General features: G+C 63.3%; 10 protein-coding genes. 3 read left to right on the top strand and 7 right to left on the bottom strand.

Annotation, left to right across the window (positions count from 1 at the left end; all coding sequences use genetic code 11):
• On the top strand, positions 1 to 3,209 hold a 3,209-nt coding region (locus tag HP499_RS12600; RefSeq protein ID WP_172324396.1), incomplete at its 5' end, for an NPCBM/NEW2 domain-containing protein.
• A 66-nt stretch (positions 3,210 to 3,275) separates the two neighbouring features.
• On the opposite strand, the gene hutI is transcribed toward HP499_RS12600, so the two are convergent.
• Together hutI and HP499_RS12590 are read right to left on the bottom strand one after the other, a co-directional pair.
• Positions 3,276 to 4,514 (bottom strand): imidazolonepropionase, encoded by a 1,239-nt coding sequence (gene hutI / locus HP499_RS12595; RefSeq protein WP_172324395.1) that lies wholly within the window; start codon positions 4,512 to 4,514, stop codon positions 3,276 to 3,278.
• 11 nt (positions 4,515 to 4,525) lie between these two features.
• Positions 4,526 to 5,623: an FAD-binding oxidoreductase gene (locus HP499_RS12590; RefSeq protein WP_172324394.1), complete on the bottom strand. Its 1,098-nt coding sequence runs from the start codon at positions 5,621 to 5,623 to the stop codon at positions 4,526 to 4,528.
• A 163-nt stretch (positions 5,624 to 5,786) separates the two neighbouring features.
• On the opposite strand from HP499_RS12590, the gene HP499_RS12585 reads away from it, so the two are divergent.
• Entirely contained in the window at positions 5,787 to 6,503 is a 717-nt protein-coding gene (locus HP499_RS12585) for an AAA family ATPase (protein ID WP_172324393.1), read from the top strand.
• 85 nt (positions 6,504 to 6,588) lie between these two features.
• On the opposite strand, the gene HP499_RS12580 is transcribed toward HP499_RS12585, so the two are convergent.
• On the bottom strand, positions 6,589 to 7,782 hold the full coding sequence (locus tag HP499_RS12580) for a glycine C-acetyltransferase (RefSeq protein WP_172324392.1): 1,194 nt from the start codon (positions 7,780 to 7,782) through the stop codon (positions 6,589 to 6,591).
• Between the two features lie 79 nt (positions 7,783 to 7,861).
• Entirely contained in the window at positions 7,862 to 8,908 is a 1,047-nt protein-coding gene (gene tdh / locus HP499_RS12575) for an L-threonine 3-dehydrogenase (RefSeq protein WP_172324391.1), read from the bottom strand.
• A 107-nt stretch (positions 8,909 to 9,015) separates the two neighbouring features.
• Here tdh and HP499_RS12570 point away from each other — a divergent pair, with 107 nt between their 5' ends.
• On the top strand, positions 9,016 to 9,954 hold the full coding sequence (locus HP499_RS12570; protein WP_172324390.1) for a LysR family transcriptional regulator: 939 nt from the start codon (positions 9,016 to 9,018) through the stop codon (positions 9,952 to 9,954).
• A 10-nt stretch (positions 9,955 to 9,964) separates the two neighbouring features.
• On the opposite strand, the gene HP499_RS12565 is transcribed toward HP499_RS12570, so the two are convergent.
• From HP499_RS12565 to HP499_RS12555, 3 genes are all read right to left on the bottom strand, one after another.
• The gene (locus tag HP499_RS12565; RefSeq protein ID WP_172324397.1) at positions 9,965 to 11,158 is read right to left on the bottom strand and encodes a Gfo/Idh/MocA family protein; all 1,194 of its coding nucleotides are present in this window, start codon (positions 11,156 to 11,158) and stop codon (positions 9,965 to 9,967) included.
• Positions 11,159 to 11,175: 17 nt separating this feature from the next.
• Positions 11,176 to 12,243, bottom strand: a complete 1,068-nt coding sequence (locus HP499_RS12560; protein ID WP_172324389.1) for a LacI family DNA-binding transcriptional regulator — start codon at positions 12,241 to 12,243, stop codon at positions 11,176 to 11,178.
• 55 nt (positions 12,244 to 12,298) lie between these two features.
• Positions 12,299 to 13,636 (bottom strand): sugar ABC transporter substrate-binding protein (locus tag HP499_RS12555; RefSeq protein ID WP_172324388.1); only part of this gene is annotated, 1,338 nt, incomplete at its 5' end.

Raw genomic sequence — 13,636 nt, 5'->3', positions numbered from 1 at the left:
GGAATGCCAGCTTCGGCGTCCATATCAACGCCACGGAAATCTACCCGGAAGCCAAGTCATTCAGCGAAGACCTCCTCCGGGCAGACAAGGGCCTGGGCTGGAACTGGCTGGACCAGTCGTACTACATGAACCAGCGTGCAGACATCACCTCCGGTAAGCTCGCGCAGCGCATCAAGGAACTCCGCGAGGCCACTGATAAGAACCTGGACTTTGTCTACGTGGACGTCTATTACGAGTTCGGCTGGCTCGCCGAGCGCCTGCAACAGGAGCTGGTCAAGAACGGCTTCCGGGTGGGTTCCGAATGGGCCGACCACCTGGCCCGGAACAACACCTGGTCACACTGGGCCAACGACGAGAAGTACGGAGGCTCCACCAACAAGGGCATCAACTCCCAAATCCTGCGCTTCATCAACAACACCCAGTCGGACGTCTGGAACCCGGACCCCAAGCTGGGCGTGAGCCACATTGTGGAATTCGAGGGCTGGACCGGACAGAACGACTTCAACGCATTCAGCGAGAACGTCTGGACAGCCAACGTGCCCGCAAAGTTCCTTCAACACCACCCCATCAGCAAGTGGACAGCTGACAGGATTGACCTCGCCGATGGCGTGTCCGTCACCGGAAACACAGCAGCAGAACGGAACATCACCGTGGATGGTGCCTCGGTCCTACAGGGCGGAAGCTACCTGCTGCCCTGGTCTTCCAAGGAAAACGGCAAGGCCGACAAGCTCTACCACTACAACCCCGCCGGCGGTCCCAGCACGTGGACGCTTACCAAGGAGTTCGCCAAAGCCGACACCTTGGAGCTGTTCAAACTGACAGACAATGGCCGCGTCAAAGTTGCCGACGTCCCCGTAGTCAATGGCCAGGTGACTGTCGCCGCAGATGCCAAGCAGCCCTACGTCCTTGCCCCGAAGAACAACAAGGCTGAACTGCCCCGCGAGGCCGGCTTCGGCGAAGGGACTGCCTTCAACGATCCCGGCTTCAACGGCGCCGATATCGCCCCTTGGAACCCCACCGGCACCGTCACGCACGTCCGCGATGACAAAGGCCGCCGCTATGCGGAGATGGCGGCAACGGCGTCGTCGATCAGCCAGGAAGTAAAGCTCGACGCCGGAACCCAATCAGTCAGCGCCTGGGTGGAAATCCAGCCCGGCAAAACACGGCCCACCACCCTCTCAGTGGACGTCAACGGCACCACCGAAAGCGTCACCATCGACTCCTCCAACGCCGAAAACTACGTGGCCGGCGACGAGAAACACGGCACAGCATTCCAGCGCATGCGTGTACTGGTGGACGTCCCCCACAAGAACACCAAGGCCAAGGTCACCCTCACAGCGGCCGACGGCGACGCAACAGTACGCGTTGACGACTTCCGTGCGGTGACAACCAGCCGGGTGCCCACCACGGGTGTGCTCAGTGAAGACTTCGAAAACGTTGACCAAGGCTGGGGACCTTTCGTGAAGGGCAACGCCGGAGGCTCCACGGACCCGCGCACGCACCTCACCGAACGCCACGAACCCTTCACCCAAAAGGGCTGGCACACCAACGTGATCGACGAAGTCCTGGACGGTACGTGGTCGCTGATCGCACACGATGAAAATCGCTCCCCCGACGGCGGCCCGGGCATGGTGTACCGCACCACGGAGGCAACAGTGCCGTTCCAGGCCGGCCACAAATACAAGGTCTCCTTCGACTACCAGAACTCCAAGGCCGGGCAGTACGCCTGGGTTTCCGGCTACGACTCGCAGGCGGGTCCGGCAGTCACTGGCACCCATTCGCTCGATGCCGCAACCTCCACCACACGTTTCGAGCAAATCCTGGACACCGGGTTCTGCGGCGACTACTTTGTGGGGCTGCAGCGTACAGGCAGTGCCAATGGATCAGATCTCACTTTGGACAACTTCCTGGTGGAGGACCTCGGGGCCTCGGAATCCGTTCCGGCGTGTGCGCAACTCTCTGCTTCCCTCCAGGGGGACGTGGTCCAGCAAGGCAAGGCCCAGGACTTCGTGACGAGCTTTGTTTCCGACGAACCGGCAGCCATCAAGGACCTGGCCATCACCCTGGCACTTCCGGCAGGGTGGTCGGCAACGGCATCAACGCCCTCTTCGGCAGGCACCCTCCCAGCCGGAGGAACACTCACCACCACGTGGAAGGTCACCGCGCCTGCCTCGGCTGACGGTGACTACCCCATTACTGCGACGGCCACCTACAACACCACGTCCGGGCAGGCGGGCAGCCGGACCATCAGCACCACCACCAACGTCCGCACCCTGCCCAAGCCACCCCAGGCCACCGTGTTCGCCAGCGACCACCCATGGGTCAGCGCCACCAACGGCTGGGGCCCTGTGGAAAAGGACCAGTCCAATGGCGGAACCGGGGCCGGTGACGGCACTGCGCTCACACTGAACGGCACCGTCTACGCCAAGGGACTGGGCGCACACGCCAACGGCAACGTCCGCTACTACCTCGGCGGCTACTGCACCGCCTTCACCGCCACAGTGGGCATCGATGACGCCCAAGCGACCCGGGGAAGTGTGAAATTCTCCGTGGTAGCTGACGGCAACACCAAGGTGACCACCCCGGTATTGGGTGCTGCGAGCGCTCCCCTTCCACTCACTGTGGACGTCACCGGCGCCCAGTACGTGGAACTGGTGGCCAATGACGCCGGCGATTCCAACGGCAACGACCACGCCGACTGGGCCGATGCAAAGTTCACGTGTTCCACCACCTCGCAGGAGCCCCCGGCTCCCGTGCTGACGGGCACTGTGTTTGCCTCCGACCTCCCCTGGATCGGCAGTACCAACGGTTGGGGCCCCGCGGAACGGGACCGCGCCAACGGTGAGCAAAACGCCGGTGACGGGCCGGCGTTACGGCTTGACGGCGTCGTGTACTCCAAGGGCATCGGCGTCCACGCCGACTCGAAGATCAGCATCGCCACCGAGGCCAAGTGCAGCGGGTTCACTGCCGTAGTGGGAGTCGATGACGCGAAGTTGAACAAGGGCCTGCACGGTTCGGTGGTGTTCATTGTGAAAGGCGATGGCCGGGAATTGTTGCGGACTCCTGTCCTCAGCGCCGATTCCGCCGCACTTCCCCTCACCGTGGACATCACCGGTGTCCGGAACGTCGAGCTGATCGCTGACAAGAACGGCGATGACGCCGGGGATGACTGGGGCGACTGGGCTGACGCGAAGTTCAACTGCGCCTAATCCCTTCCTCCCGCACAAACAGGGGCGGTGTTCCTACCGGAACACCGCCCCTGTTTCATGCTTTTGCTAGACAGCCCGGACGCCGGCGCGCCACACCGCATGCGTCAGCGGAATCCCGGGGCGGTAGGCCAGGTGCGTGGCCGAGGGCGCTTTCAACATGTGCAGGTCTGCGCGATGTCCGACGGCGAGCGAACCCACCGCCCGTTCGCCGTCGACGTCGTTCCCTGACTCCCGGCCCAGCGCCAGGGCGCCGCCGTACGTCGCCGCGCGGACGGCTTCGTGGACGCTGAGGTGCATCTGAAGCACTGCCGTGGTGACGCAGAAGGCCATGGAGCTGGTGTACGAAGTTCCCGGATTGCAGTTTGCTGCCAAGGCGATCTGTACCCCGGCGTCAATCAATTCACGGCCCGGCGCCAAGGGCTGGCGGGTGGAGAGGTCGCAGGCGGGAAGGCAGGTTGCCACAGTGCCCCTTTTTCCTCGACCTGTTGCCGGATCCCAGTCCGCCCAGGTTCCCGCGAGGTCCCGGATGTCCATGTCCGAGAGGTAGTTAACGTGGTCCACGCTGGCAGCCGCGAACTCCACGGCCAAGGCAACGCCAGGGCCTTCCCCGAGCTGGTTGCCGTGAACCCTCAAGCCCAAGCCTGCCTTTTTCGCTGCCGTCAGGACCCGCCGGGACTGGTCCTCCGTGAACGCCCCCCGTTCGCAGAACACATCAGCCCAGCGAACATACGGCAGGACGGCGTCCAACATCGGACCGCACACCAGGTCGGTGTATTCCTCGGGATCTGAGCCTTTCGGGACAAGGTGCGCCCCAAGGTAAGTGACCTCATCAACTTCGGCTGCGGCGATGCGGGCGCTGCGGGCCTCGTTGTCGACGTCGAGCCCATACCCGGTCTTGCTCTCCAAATATGTTGTTCCTTGTGAGACCGCCTCGGCCACGCGGTCCCGCACCAGGCGGGTAAGTTCGTCGTCGCCGGCGCTGCGCGTGGCACCTGTGGTGACGGCGATACCTCCGGCGCTATAGCTTTCGCCGGCCATCCGGGCCTCGAACTCAGCGGTGCGGTCTCCTGCAAAGACCAGGTGCGAATGCGAATCGACCCAGCCCGGCAGGACGGCACGGTCCTCGGCGTCGATCCTCTGGTCGGTGGCAGGGGCGTCCTTGGCCGCACCAATCCAGGAAATCCGTTCGCCCTCAATCACGATTGCAGCGTCCTTCAGGACCCGATGCTCCAGGTCCTGCGTCATCAGTTCGCCGATGTTGGTGATGAGTGTGCTGCCGGTGTTCCCGTTCCTGTTTCCGCTCATGACCCTATTGTTCAGCGCCGGATGGACCAGCGTGTGGCTGCGAGCTGCTCCGCTGTCCGGGATTCCGGACTGTCCGCATTGACTGTGCCCAGGATCAATCCGGCGGCGAGTTCCGCAATGGCGGACGACGTCTGGAAACCGTAGCCGCCCTGCCCTGCCAGCCAGAAGAAGCCGGGCGCTTCAGCATCAAATCCAACCACCGGGACGCCATCCGCGGCTTCGGTCCGCAGGCCCGTCCACGCGCGGTCCACCGAGCGGATCCCCAGCGTTGTCACGGTGTTGAGGTTGCTGATCAACGCATCCACATCGCCGGGATACGGCTTGGCGTCTTCGGCTCCGCTAGGCACGCTTTCCGACGGCGAAATCAGCACCTGGTTGCCTTCGGCGCGGAAGTAGAACGAGTCATCAGCGGCGCACACCATAGGCGTTTGCGGGCTCAAGGGGTTCTCGACATTCACGATCGCAGCCGTCCGCCGGTAGGGCTGCAGTCCCAGCTTCTCCACACCGCTGATGACGGCCATCTCGTCCGCCCAGGCACCTGCGGCATTAACCACGACGCCGGACTGGAAACCCTCAGTGCCGGCGCCCACCTGCCAGCCGCTCCCCAATCGCTGCGCCGAGTGGACCTTGGCTCCGGTGATGATGTCCACGCCTGCAGCCTCTGCAGTGCGGCGGTGTTCTTCCAGCAGGAGTGGGGCATTGCAGCCGAAGGAGCCGTTATCCAGTCCAGCCGATGTGAACGACTCCGGATCAAGAGCCGGGCAAAGGCGCATCGCTTCATCGTGGGTGATGGCGTGCATGTTCCCGCTGGCCTCGGCCCGAACCGTTTCTTCGTCGCCCACCAGCATGAAGCCGCGCGGAGTCAGGATGGGTTCGGCCGCCGCGGCATCGCGTGCTGCCAGCATCTCCAAGGTTCGAATGGTCAGGTCCTGCACCACCGCCGGGCCGTAGCTGGGGATGAGTTGCCGGGCAGAACGCGAGGAGGTGTGGAAAGCCAACGTTTGCTCAGCCTCGACAAGGGCAACTGTGCACTTGCCTGCGAGAGCCGCCGCCAAGGACAGTCCCCCGATGCCGCCGCCAACGATTACCACGTCATAAGTCGAAGCCATGGCTCCATCCTGACAGACCGGACGCTCTCCCACATCCCGCGCCCTTCAAGGAAACCTTCTCCCACATCCCGCGCCCTTCAGGGAAACCTTCTCCCACATCCCGTACTCAATGGGCGCCGGGTCCCTGGGCTTCAACGTCGGCCAGTGCTGCAACAATGACGGCATGCACCTCAACCACCCCCTCCGGCGAGTAGCGGAAGATCCCGCCAAAGCACTGGACCGCCGCCAATGGCCGGCCAGCCTTCCTCCGGTGGCACAGCTTCTGGAAGAAGGCCTCGATCTGTCGCCTGCAACCATCTTCGTGGGCGAAAACGGTTCTGGTAAGTCGACAGTTGTGGAGGCAATCGCCCTGGCCTACGGTTTGTCCCCGGAGGGCGGCTCAACTGGGGCCCGGCACACCACAAGGTCCACGGAATCCGAATTGGGCAACCACCTGCAGCTCATCCGTAACGCAGGAAGCAGCAAGCGTGGTTACTTCCTCCGGGCTGAGACCATGCACGGCTTTTTCACTTACCTGGAGAACAACCCCAGCAGACACGGCGATATGCCCTTCCACGACATGTCTCATGGTGAATCGTTCCTTGAGCTTGCTCTCGACCGTTTCCGCGGGCCTGGGCTATGGGTATTGGATGAACCGGAATCGGCCCTCTCCTTTAACGGCTGCCTCAGCCTGCTGTCGGTTCTGAAAGAGTTGTTGGATGGAGGCAAGTCACAGGTCATTATGTCTACCCATTCGCCGCTGCTTGCCGCACTTCCGGGTGCCCGGATACTTGAAGTCGGGCAGTGGGGCTTGCGGCAAAGACAATGGTCCGACCTGGATCTGGTCACCAATTGGCGGTCATTTCTGGACGCCCCGGAAAGATTCATCCGGCACCTTTAGCCCGGAAGCCGATGCTCTCTCACTCTCGTGAAGGAAGTGAGAGAGCATCCGCCCCAAACCCGCGGGACATGCGAGAGCGTCGGTCTTAGGCGACTGCGGCGCGACTCTTGACGAACGCCTGGACGCACGCTTCGACGTCGTCGGCGCTGTGTGCGGCGGAGAGCTGCACGCGGATCCGGGCCACGCCCTTCGGCACTACGGGGAAGCTGAACGCTGTGACGAAGACGCCGTTGTTGAGCATCTCGTCGGCCACCTTGGCAGCCATCACTGCGTCACCGAACATGACCGGGATGATGGCGTGTTCGCCGTCGAGGAGTTCGAAGCCTTCCTCGCTCATGCGGCGGCGGAACAGGGCGGCGTTCTCGAACAGTCGGGTACGGAGGTCGCCGGATTCCTGGACAAGCTCGATCGCCTTGATGGTGGCAGCAACGATGGCCGGCGCAAGCGAGTTGGAGAACAGGTACGGGCGGGCCTTCTGGCGGAGCATCGCAACGATCTCGCCGCGGCCGGACACATAGCCACCCGAGGCGCCGCCAAGTGCTTTACCAAAGGTGCCGGTGTAGATGTCCACGCGCTCGGAAACACCAGCGTGCTCGGGAGTGCCGGCGCCGGTGGGGCCCATGAAGCCAACGGCGTGGGAGTCGTCCACCATGACCAAGGCGTCGTGCTTCTCGGCGAGGTCGCAGATGGCTTCGAGCGGTGCGAGGTACCCGTCCATGGAAAACACGCCGTCGGTAACGATGATCTTGCGCCGCGACCCCGAAGCCTCAACCAGCTTGGCTTCGAGATCGGCCATGTCCTGGTTGGCGTAGCGGAAGCGCTTGGCCTTGCTCAGGCGGATCCCGTCAATGATGGAGGCGTGGTTCAGCGAGTCGGAAATGATGGCGTCTTCGGGGCCAAAGAGTGACTCGAACACGCCGCCGTTGGCGTCGAAGCAGCTGGAGAAAAGGATGGTGTCCTCAGTACCAAGGAACTGGGAGACACGGGTCTCGAGTTCCAAGTGCAGATCCTGGGTGCCGCAAATGAAACGCACGGACGCCATGCCGAAGCCGCGCTCGTCCATCGCGGACTTCGCGGCGGCAATGATGTCCGGGTGGTCAGCCAGGCCCAGGTAGTTGTTGGCACAGAAATTCAAGACTTTATTGGCGGGCTGGCCGAGCTGGCCCGCAGCGATGTGGCTGGCCTGCGGGGAATCGATGTGGCGTTCGGTCTTGAAGAGTCCGGCGCTGCGGATCTCCTCCAGTTCGCCCTGCAGTTGGTCTTTGATGGCTGAGTACATAAGGGGTGCTCCTGAAGTTGTGGGGCCGGGCTCACGTCCGGCTGGGGTGGCAGTCCGGTGGGGTTACAGTCCGGTGGGGTTAGAGTTCAGTCCAGTCGAGGACCACTTTGCCGCCGGTGCCGTTCCGGGCGATCTCGAAGCCCTTCTCCCAGTCCTTGGCAGCGAGCTTGTCGGTGACTACCGCGGAGATGTTTCGGTGCAGCACGGGGTTGGAGGACAGCATGGCGCTCATGGCGTACCAGGTCTCGAACATTTCGCGCCCGTAGATCCCCCTGAGCGTGAGCATGTGCGTGACGACCTTGCCCCAGTCGATGTCAATGGATTGGCTGGGCAGGCCGAGCATGGCGATGCGGCCGCCGTGGTTCATGTTGTCGATCATCTCAGGCAGTGCCGTGGGGTGTCCCGACATTTCCAGGCCGATATCGAACCCTTCGCGCATCCCCAATTCCTGCTGGGCGTCGCGAACGCGCATCTTGGAGACGTCCACGGCCAGGTCAACGCCCATCTGGCGGGCCAGCTCGAGTCGCGGAGCGGAGACATCCGTAATGGCGATCTTGCGGGCACCTGCGTGGCGGGCCACCGCGATGGCCATGAGTCCGATCGGTCCGGCTCCGGTGATCAGCACGTCTTCGCCCACCAGCGGGAAGCTCAGTGCGGTGTGGACGGCGTTGCCGAAGGGATCGAAGATCGCACCCAGTTCCGGAGTGACGGACTCGTCATGGTGAACCCAGACGTTGGTTTCCGGGATCACGACGTATTCGGCAAAAGCTCCATCGCGCTGCACGCCGACGGACACGGTGTGAATGCACATCTGGCGGCGGCCGGCGCGGCAGTTTCGGCAGATCCCGCAGACCACATGGCCCTCGCCGGAGACCCGGTCCCCTACCTTGACGTCGCGGACGTCGTCGCCGATTTCCACGACTTCGCCATAGAACTCGTGGCCGGCGATGAGGGGCGTTTCGATGATGCCCTGGGCCCAGGCGTCCCAGCTCTGGATGTGTAGGTCGGTGCCGCAGATACCGGTGGTCATCACACGGATCTTGACGTCGCCGGGGCCCGCTTCGGGCTCAGGACGTTCGACGAGTTCGAACCCCGCGTGGGGTCCGGATTTGTAGAGAGCCTTCATGGGATTCCTCACTGCCTGGGCTGCTTCGCTGCTGCTGAGTCCATTAGAGCCCCGCGCACGATTTAGCACAACTAGATTCTTCTCAATCAACGATTTAGGATTTGCTAATGGAAATTCATCAGTTGCAGATGCTCCGTGAGCTCGGCGACCTGGGCAGCGTGAAGGCCGTGGCAGAGACGCTGATGGTCACCCCGTCTGCCGTTTCGCAACAACTCGCCCTGCTGCAAAAGTCAGTGGACGTGCCGCTGACGCGCAAGGAGGGCCGGGCGCTGGTGCTTACCGATGCCGGCCGCGTCCTCGCCGAGGCGGGTGCCGCCGTCGTGAACGCCATGGCAGATGCGCGGGCAGCAATCGGCGCCTATCACGATGCTCCGGATGCGCCCGTGAGCGTCAGCGCGTTTCACAGCGCAGGACAGGCGTTGTTCGCGCCGTTGGCGGCGCTGCTGGCGTCCGGATCAGCGTCCGACGGCGGGAAGTCGCCTAGGCTGCGACTGTCCGATGAGGATGTGGCCCAGGAGGATTTCCCCGGGTTGGCCGCACGGTACGACCTCGTTTTGGCACACCGGATGGACAACAGCCCGCAGTGGCCGGAGGACAAGGTCGCGGTGATTCCACTTGCAGACGAGCCCCTGGACATCGCCCTCCCCGCGGATCACCCCCTGGCGGCCCGGCCGGAACTGAAACCATCCGACGTCGTGGGTGAATCCTGGGTGACCAGCCGTGACGGCTACTCCCCCGCGGACGTGTTGGCCGCCGTCGTTGCCGTGAGCGGCAGGCCGGCCGAGGTCCTGCACCGCATCAACGACTATTCGACCGTTGCCGCGCTGGTGTCAGCGGGCGGTGCAATCGGACTGCTGCCGCGGTTCACAGCGCGCCGCGTGTTGGATGCCGGAGTGGTGCTGCGTCCGCTGTCCGGAGTGAATTCGGTGCGCAAGATCGACATTTTGGCTCGGCCGGAGACCCTCAAACGGAAATCGGTCATGACGGTTTGCGAGTCACTTCAAACCGTCATGACCGAGCTCGTGGAACTGTCCAGCTCCAGCTAACCGCTTGCCGTCAGTCGCGGACCAAGGCGGGCTGGCCGGCGTCGAAGTACTCCACCAGTGCGGCAGGGAGCTCCGGGACCTCGCGCGCAGAGCCGTCGCCGCGGAGTGATTCCGCCGCCAGGATGCCGGCCACCACTGCCTGCCGCGCCGCAACCGGGCTGGTCTGAGTCTGGCCGCCCTCGGAGGCAAAGCGCAGGAACTCCTCGATCAAGCGTGGATCCGCACCGCCGTGACCGCCTTCGCCGTCCTGGATGGTGATGATCTCATCCGGCACCGCGTAGCCCGATGTGCGGCTGGTCCATACATTGATGGTCTCCCCCGGCCCATCGCCCAGGTTCTCGATCCGGCCTTTGGTACCGATGACGGTGTAGTTGCGCCAGTAGTCAGGCGTGAAGTGGCACTGCTGGTAGGAAGCCAGAACACCGTTGTCCAACACCATGTTCATCATGGAAATGTCCTCGACATCGATCACCTCCGCCAGGTCCTTCTGCTCCGTGGGCGGCCAGTTGTCCATGGAGAACCAGTCCCCCATACGCTTGCCGGCGTTGTTGCTCCGATTGGCCACGTCACCGTAGACCGCAAGATCCCCGACGGCGGCAACCCGCTTGGTGTATCCGCCGGCAAGCCAGTGGATCACGTCGATGTCGTGGGCACCTTTCTGGAGCAGCAGCGAAGTGACGTTGGCGCGCTGGGCGTGCCAATCCTTGAAGTAGTAGTCCCCACCGTGGCCCACGAAGTGCCGGCACCAGACCGCTTTGACCTCGCCGATCCGGCCGTCTTCGATGAGTTGGCGCATCTGTACTACAACCGGCATGTGCCGCATGTTGTGGCCGACGTACAGCCGGGTGCCGGTCTGATAGGCCGTGGTGAGGATCAAGTCCGCGGAGTCCACTGTGATGTCCAGCGGCTTCTCGCAGAAGGTGGGGATGCCCGCCTTAAGCGTGCGGACGGCGACGGCGGCGTGCTGGTTATCGGGGGTCAGGACCAGGACGGCGTCAATCCCGCTGGCCAGGAGTTCCTCAAGGTCCCCGGTGACGCGTGCGCCGGGGATCCGTTCTGCGGCGTCTGCCCGTCCCCGCTCGCTGAGGTCGCAAACAATGGTGACCTCCGAGCCCTGGCCCGGCTTGTGGGCATGTTTCCACAGCCCCGAACGCAGGCCGAAACCTACGATGCCGACCTTCAAATCCTTTTCCATGGTGTGCAGTTTCCTTCTTCTTTTTCTTAGTAAAGTCTGGTTGCGGCGCTGCGGTGCGGCGCCGATTCACGCACGAACAAGTGCCAAGGGAAATCCAGGACCCCGGGTTCATCTGCTGCGCTGGTGTCGGCGTGACCGGTGTCGGTGTGACCGGTTGCCCGCCGCAGGAGCAGCCGGGCAAGCTTGTCGAAGAAATCCACGGGGCCAACCGTGCTCAATGACGGCGACATCCTTTCGCCTTCCACGGTGTTGCCGACGCCGATGATGTCCACATCCGTGCCAACGGCCAGGCCCAGGCGCTGGGCTGCGTTGATGGCGCTGACTGCCGCGAAATCGGTGGTGGCATAGACGGCCGTGGGCCGATCCGGAAGGCTCAGCACCCGGGTCGCTGCCGCGTACGCCCCTGCGCTGGTGCCATCGAACAACCCCACATAATCCTCGCGTTCGGCAATACCCGCATGCTTCAACGCCTCGGCATACGCCCGGTACCTGCTGCCACCGGACGTGCCGGCCGCCGTAGCAGGAGTCAGGCAAGCGATCCTGCGGTGGCCGTGGAGCAGATGCTCCACGGCCATGCGGCAGCCCGGCCCGGCGATGGATCGGATCACATCGAAGCCGTCCGCGGGCACCTTCTCGTCAAAAACCACCAGCGTTGTTCCATGTTTCGCCAGCTTGAGCAGGGCCTGCCGCTGGTCGGGACGGACGGCATCCACAAACACAGCATCGGCATTGTGCGTGCCGAGTACTTTGACCCAATCCGCGTCCCCAAGGATCATTGGCGTGATTCCCAACGGAGCGGACGCCTTTTGAACGGCCTCAATCACTGACAGTGACCAAGGATCGGACAGCATTGTCAGGGACAGGATCACCGTGTTGGTGCGGCCCGTCCGGATGGCCCGGGCGGCCTGGTTGGGGCGGTAGCCAAGCCGCTCCGCAGCCTCCTTGACCTTTTCCGCCGTCGGATCTGAGACTCCGGGTCCGGCATCGCCGCGTCGGCCGGACAACACGTAGGAAACCGTGGCGGTGGACACGCCCGCCAGCTCGGCCACCATGCGGATGGTGGGCCGGACTCCGGTGGTGCTTGCTTTTGCCATGGTTCCCCCTGCTGTGTTCTGTGAAAATGCGCGTTGGTTCGTTATTGGTTTGAGGCTAGCTCCTGAAGACCGGCACGTTAGGGTCCAACGCGGCCTGGTACTCGTCGCGCATCTTGTCCCCACCCTCGCTCTTCCAGCGCTTGACGGCGTCCTTGAGTTCGTCGATCTTGGCGCGGCCCGTGATGATGTCCACCACCTTGTCCCGCAGCTGCTTAGTGATCTTGGCGCCTACCTTGGCGTTGGTATCCGAGTAGGAACCATTGGTGGGGTTGCGCCAGGCGAACTCCAGGAGCTTCTCTTCCTGCTGGCTGACGTAGCGTGTGTCGTCGTCGAACCCGGGGTTGAAGATGACGTTTTCAGGGCTGGACATGATGTTCAGCGCCGATACCAGCCCCGGGGCGTTGGTGGTTCCGGTTTCGGTGCGTGCCGGGTTGCCGGAAGCATCGATCGTGTAGTCCTGGCCGAGCTCGCCGAAGTTCTTCTGCATGTACTCCACAGTGCCGAACGGAGCCGAGAGGTAGTTGATGAGCGCCAACAGCTCGCGGATCTTGCCCTCGTCGGCCTTCTTGAACGGCGTGAAGCCCACCGTGCCGTAACCCATGTCGTAGACCGGCTTGACCTTGCCGTCGGCACTGAACGGAATGAGGACATCGAACTTGGCGGTCTTGTTCAAGGCACGGTAGCTGCGGATATCGTGCGGGCCAACCACCACCTGGGCGGCCACGCTGCCGTTGGCTACGCGTGAGCGGATATCGGTGGCTTTGGAGTCCGGGTAGAACACACCGGCGGCGAACATTTTGGCAGTGAATTCCACACCGGCCAGGTATTCGTCGGTCTCATAAAGGTGGGTCAGGGTGCGGTCCTTGTTGACGGCCCAGCTATTCGGGGCGCCAAACCATTCAGTGACCATATGGAGGGCATTGATGTAGGCCGGTTCCAACGCATACTGCTGGTCACCGGGACGGGTCAGCTCCTTGGCTTTGTCCAGGAACTCATCGGCGCTTGCCGCTTCAAAGCCGCCCACCTTCGCCCACATATCGTGGTTGCCAAGGTACACCTGGCCGAACGGGGTACTGGGGATGGGAGCGCCCCAGATCTTGCCGTTCACGACGGCGGTTTTCCAGGAATCAGGCTTCAGTGCCGCCAGGTTGGGGTATTCAAGGACTGCGTCACCGGACAGGTACGGCGTCAGGTCCTGGAACTTGGCTTCCAGCATGGGCCCGACGTTGGGGATGCCCTGGTTCGGCGGAACCCACATCATGTCCGGAAGATCGTTGCTGGCCAGGACGGTGGCGAACTTGGCCGGATAGCCGTCGCCGATGTCCTCCGCGATTTGCAACTCCAGGTCGCCGCCGAGCTTGGCGTTGAGGCGCTGCCAGAAAGGGTTGTCCTT

The organism is Paenarthrobacter sp. CM16, from assembly GCF_013179505.1.
Classification (GTDB): Bacteria; Actinomycetota; Actinomycetes; order Actinomycetales; family Micrococcaceae; genus Arthrobacter.
The sequence above is the reverse complement of the archived record's forward strand: the minus strand, read 5'-3'. Positions and strand labels throughout refer to the sequence as shown.

Coding starts and splice junctions, on each gene's coding strand:
- HP499_RS12570 (WP_172324390.1), top strand. CDS start 9,016: ATGGAAATTCATCAGTTGCAGATGCTCCGTGAGCTCGGCGACCTGGGC.
- tdh (WP_172324391.1), bottom strand. CDS start 8,908: ATGAAGGCTCTCTACAAATCCGGACCCCACGCGGGGTTCGAACTCGTC.
- HP499_RS12585 (WP_172324393.1), top strand. CDS start 5,787: ATGCACCTCAACCACCCCCTCCGGCGAGTAGCGGAAGATCCCGCCAAA.
- HP499_RS12560 (WP_172324389.1), bottom strand. CDS start 12,243: ATGGCAAAAGCAAGCACCACCGGAGTCCGGCCCACCATCCGCATGGTG.
- hutI (WP_172324395.1), bottom strand. CDS start 4,514: ATGAGCGGAAACAGGAACGGGAACACCGGCAGCACACTCATCACCAAC.
- HP499_RS12580 (WP_172324392.1), bottom strand. CDS start 7,782: ATGTACTCAGCCATCAAAGACCAACTGCAGGGCGAACTGGAGGAGATC.
- HP499_RS12590 (WP_172324394.1), bottom strand. CDS start 5,623: ATGGCTTCGACTTATGACGTGGTAATCGTTGGCGGCGGCATCGGGGGA.